We start from the raw sequence: 3,327 nt of genomic DNA on the forward strand, positions 1-3,327 counted from the left end.
CCTAATCATCAACTATGCCGGCGCGTCTATCAACGCCGAATCGCAGTACAACGGGCTTACCCTTTACGGGGTCGGTTCCGGAACGACTATCGACAACGTGGCCGCACTGAACGGTACGGATGACGGGGTCGAGTTCTTCGGCGGTACCGTATCGGTCACCAATTTCTATGCGGAGAACAACGAGGACGACGCCATCGACTGGACCGAAGGCTGGAACGGAACGGTGACCAACGCATACATATTGCATACCGGTGATTTTTCTACCGCGGTCGAGGCCGACGGCGAGAACGGAAACCCTACTTTGGAGAACATCACGGCCGTCACCACCTCTGCCCAGGCAGAGCGGGTAGCACTGCAGTTCAAGAAGGAGTCCGGGGCCACCATTACCGGCCTATCGCTAAGCGGATACACTATTTCCGTAGATATGGCGGACGACGGGCCGTTGGCCAACATTCTGATCGAAGGTGCCGTAGCCGACCCGGCCCAGGCGTACGATGCAGCAGCCACGGTCGACGTTGCCCTATTTGCTTGGGCAGGAATTTAAGACTTAAACTGAATTTTCTTACGTCTTATGAATATGTAAAACCCCGCCTTGAGCGGGGTTTTTTATTGCTTTTCCTTTGTTCAAAATAAGATTCCCACTACGTGAGGGCTTTGTTGCATTCAATCTCGTTCTATGAACTCATTACTATACTAAGGTTACCCCAACATGAATTAAGAACTATTGACAATTATTGGCACCTCACTTGATACTGTCCTAAAAAACACATAAAAAAAATCATCATGAAAAAATTATTACTAGTAGCGGCATTATTTACCCTCAGCGCTTCCTTTGCAGAAGAGAAATCCGAAGACAAACTTACCATCAAAAAAGGGACTTGGTTTCTTGTAGGAAACCTTTCGCTAGGTTTTAACAGATCGGAGTCAGAAGGCTTCCAATCTTCTGACAGCGAATCAAAAACTCAGAATTTTAATTTCTTGCTTTTGAAACAAAATTCCATACCATTAACACATCCGCCCTAACGAACTACAATCAAAATTATTATATTTGTGGTATGTTTTTTGAATAAAACAGCTTATGAAGCACCTCTACCTCTTTATCGCTTTACTATGTATCTCCTTTAGTTATGGGCAAAATATGCCTACTAACGGCGAAATCGAGGGGTTTAAACTGTATCCGAATCCCGTGACGGACGGTAAGGTTTTTATCAGCACTTCCGAGAATTCGACAAAACAAATTTCCATTTACGATGTATTGGGTACCCAAGTGCTCGAAACTTCTATTTCAGGCAACGAACTATTGGTTTCCGAACTCGGAGCCGGTGTTTATGTGCTGCGGGTATACCAGAATAACAAAATGGCCACTCGAAAATTGATTGTTAAGTAGTTTCGGATACGCTCCAACCGCTGACAATTGTCCAATAATAATTTCCAAATGAAATAGGTCGTTCGACTGTTTATCTCCGATTCTACATCCGATTATGTGCCGATATCTCCGTTGAAGGTACAACAGGATTCCTTTCACCTACAATTTATAGCGTTTCACAACATTTTCACCCTGTAAGTAAAACCTTTCAGTACTTTTACGTAATGAACTCGCATTAGAACCTTGATTCCCAAATCGACATCTATGAGAATACTTTACTTTATACTTTTCATGCTCTCTACGGTCGGGCTTTCCGCTCAAACACCGCTTGATTTTCAAAACGGCACTGACCAAGAAATTTCGGAGGTCAAACTCTATCCGAACCCCGCATTCGAAGGTGTGGTCCATATTCTCACGAAAGCCAATGCCGATAAACGCATTATCATATACGATGTGTTCGGCAAAGTGGTGCTGACCGATAAAATTACAGGGAAAACCCTCGATATTTCACAATTGGTAGCCGGTGTTTATGCTTTGCAGGTCAACGAAGGCCAAAAGACGATGACGCGGAAGTTAGTCGTGAAGTAGGGCATGATTACCCCCTAGAAGTAGGTCATGATTACTCCCTATTAGATACATTCTTGATTTTTTGACCTTAGCCCAACTTGCAACAAAAAAAAGCGCCTTTCGCTTAGTGCAAGGCGCTTTTTATGTTCCTGAAAATCGTTCCTACATTATCTCGACCACTTCCAGTTCAAAGGTCAAATCTTTACCGGCCAATGGATGATTGCCATCAACTACGATAGAATCTTCCTTAACATCCTTGACCACTAGGTTGATGTCCTTTCCGCTTTGGGTTTTCGAAACCAGTCCCATTCCCACCTCGGGCTTGATATCTTCGGGCAACTGGTTATTGGGCACTTCCTGTACCAGCTCTTCCCTGATCGCTCCGTAAGCCTCTTCCTTGGGTATGTTTATCGTTTTCTTTTCGTTGACCTTCATGTCGATTAAACCGCTTTCGAAACCTGGGATCAATTCGCCCTTGCCCATAGTAAACTTCAGGGGTTCGCCACGTTCAACGGAGCTATCGAATACCTGTCCGTCAGGCAACTTTCCGGTGTAATGTACTTTTACGGTGTCGTCTTTTTTTACTTGACTCATACTTTGATTTTTGTCGAAGCCTTAATGACCTCATTTTGTAGTTAGGCTTGCTTAAAGCACAAACCCAGTATGCAATGTAAAAGGTCTACAGGGCATAGCCAAACAATAGTGTGGTTCAAATCCACCATTTAATAAAGATTAACATCGATAACGCCTAAAGGTTAAGAGGATTAACATTCTTGGTCGCTGTTTCAAGCCCGGTTCGTTTTTTTCGATAGGGATATAACTATTTTTGCCAACACGACGTCGATTCTGATTTTTGGGGATTTTGCGTTCGCAGGATTGTTATTTTAAAGGGATATGCATACCGATACCATTTTTGACATCGTTACACCGACGGCTTTCGAAAAAAAAGCCCTGGCGGTTTTTAGGATGCAGTATGCCGAGAATCCCGTTTATCGTGAATTTTGTGGGTATTTGGATGCAAACCCGGCCAATGTGCTTCAACTGACCGACATCCCTTTTTTGCCTATCGGTTTTTTTAAATCCAGGGAAATCATATCCAAAGGAAAAAAAATCGAAACCATATTCACCAGCAGTGGTACGACCGGAAGTATGACCAGCAAACATCTGGTAAGTGATCTTGGGGTATATGAAAAGAGCTTTCGAAAAGCCTTCGCCTATTTTTACGGCGAGATCTCGGAGTATTGCGTGCTAGGACTGCTTCCGTCCTATCTCGAGCGGGAAGGTTCTTCGCTGATATACATGGTCGACGATCTGATCCGTAAAAGCGGACATGAAAAAAGCGGATTTTATCTGGATAACCTGGAAGGATTAAACGACCAGCTAATGCAACTTGA

Annotated in this window: 4 protein-coding genes and 2 pseudogenes; 5 read left to right on the forward strand and 1 reads right to left on the reverse strand. The window is 43.9% G+C overall.

All coding sequences use genetic code 11. From position 1 onward, the window contains the following. The 4 genes and pseudogenes from ACEW8S_RS01440 to ACEW8S_RS01455 all read left to right on the forward strand — a co-directional run. Positions 1-544, forward strand: a pseudogene (locus ACEW8S_RS01440) (hypothetical protein); the annotation flags it as partial. A 239-nt stretch (positions 545-783) separates the two neighbouring features. After that, positions 784-1,023, forward strand: a complete 240-nt coding sequence (locus ACEW8S_RS01445; RefSeq protein WP_373516414.1) for a hypothetical protein — start codon at positions 784-786, stop codon at positions 1,021-1,023. Positions 1,024-1,078: 55 nt separating this feature from the next. Further along, on the forward strand, positions 1,079-1,387 hold the full coding sequence (locus ACEW8S_RS01450; RefSeq protein ID WP_373516415.1) for a T9SS type A sorting domain-containing protein: 309 nt from the start codon (positions 1,079-1,081) through the stop codon (positions 1,385-1,387). 243 nt (positions 1,388-1,630) lie between these two features. Beyond that, positions 1,631-1,954, forward strand: a complete 324-nt coding sequence (locus ACEW8S_RS01455; protein ID WP_373516416.1) for a T9SS type A sorting domain-containing protein — start codon at positions 1,631-1,633, stop codon at positions 1,952-1,954. A 141-nt stretch (positions 1,955-2,095) separates the two neighbouring features. Here the strand turns inward: ACEW8S_RS01455 and ACEW8S_RS01460 are convergent, their stop codons facing one another. Next, positions 2,096-2,527, reverse strand: a complete 432-nt coding sequence (locus ACEW8S_RS01460; RefSeq protein WP_373516417.1) for a peptidylprolyl isomerase — start codon at positions 2,525-2,527, stop codon at positions 2,096-2,098. Positions 2,528-2,827: 300 nt separating this feature from the next. Between ACEW8S_RS01460 and ACEW8S_RS01465 the strand changes: the two are divergent. Further along, a pseudogene (locus tag ACEW8S_RS01465) lies at positions 2,828-3,327 on the forward strand (acyl transferase); the annotation flags it as partial.

The organism is Pricia sp., from assembly GCF_041745955.1.
Lineage (GTDB): Bacteria > Bacteroidota > Bacteroidia > Flavobacteriales > Flavobacteriaceae > Pricia.

Excerpts from the sequence above, each read along its gene's own strand:
- ACEW8S_RS01445 (WP_373516414.1), top strand. The coding sequence starts at position 784 with ATGAAAAAATTATTACTAGTAGCGGCATTATTTACCCTCAGCGCTTCC.
- ACEW8S_RS01450 (WP_373516415.1), top strand. The coding sequence starts at position 1,079 with ATGAAGCACCTCTACCTCTTTATCGCTTTACTATGTATCTCCTTTAGT.
- ACEW8S_RS01455 (WP_373516416.1), top strand. The coding sequence starts at position 1,631 with ATGAGAATACTTTACTTTATACTTTTCATGCTCTCTACGGTCGGGCTT.
- ACEW8S_RS01460 (WP_373516417.1), bottom strand. The coding sequence starts at position 2,527 with ATGAGTCAAGTAAAAAAAGACGACACCGTAAAAGTACATTACACCGGA.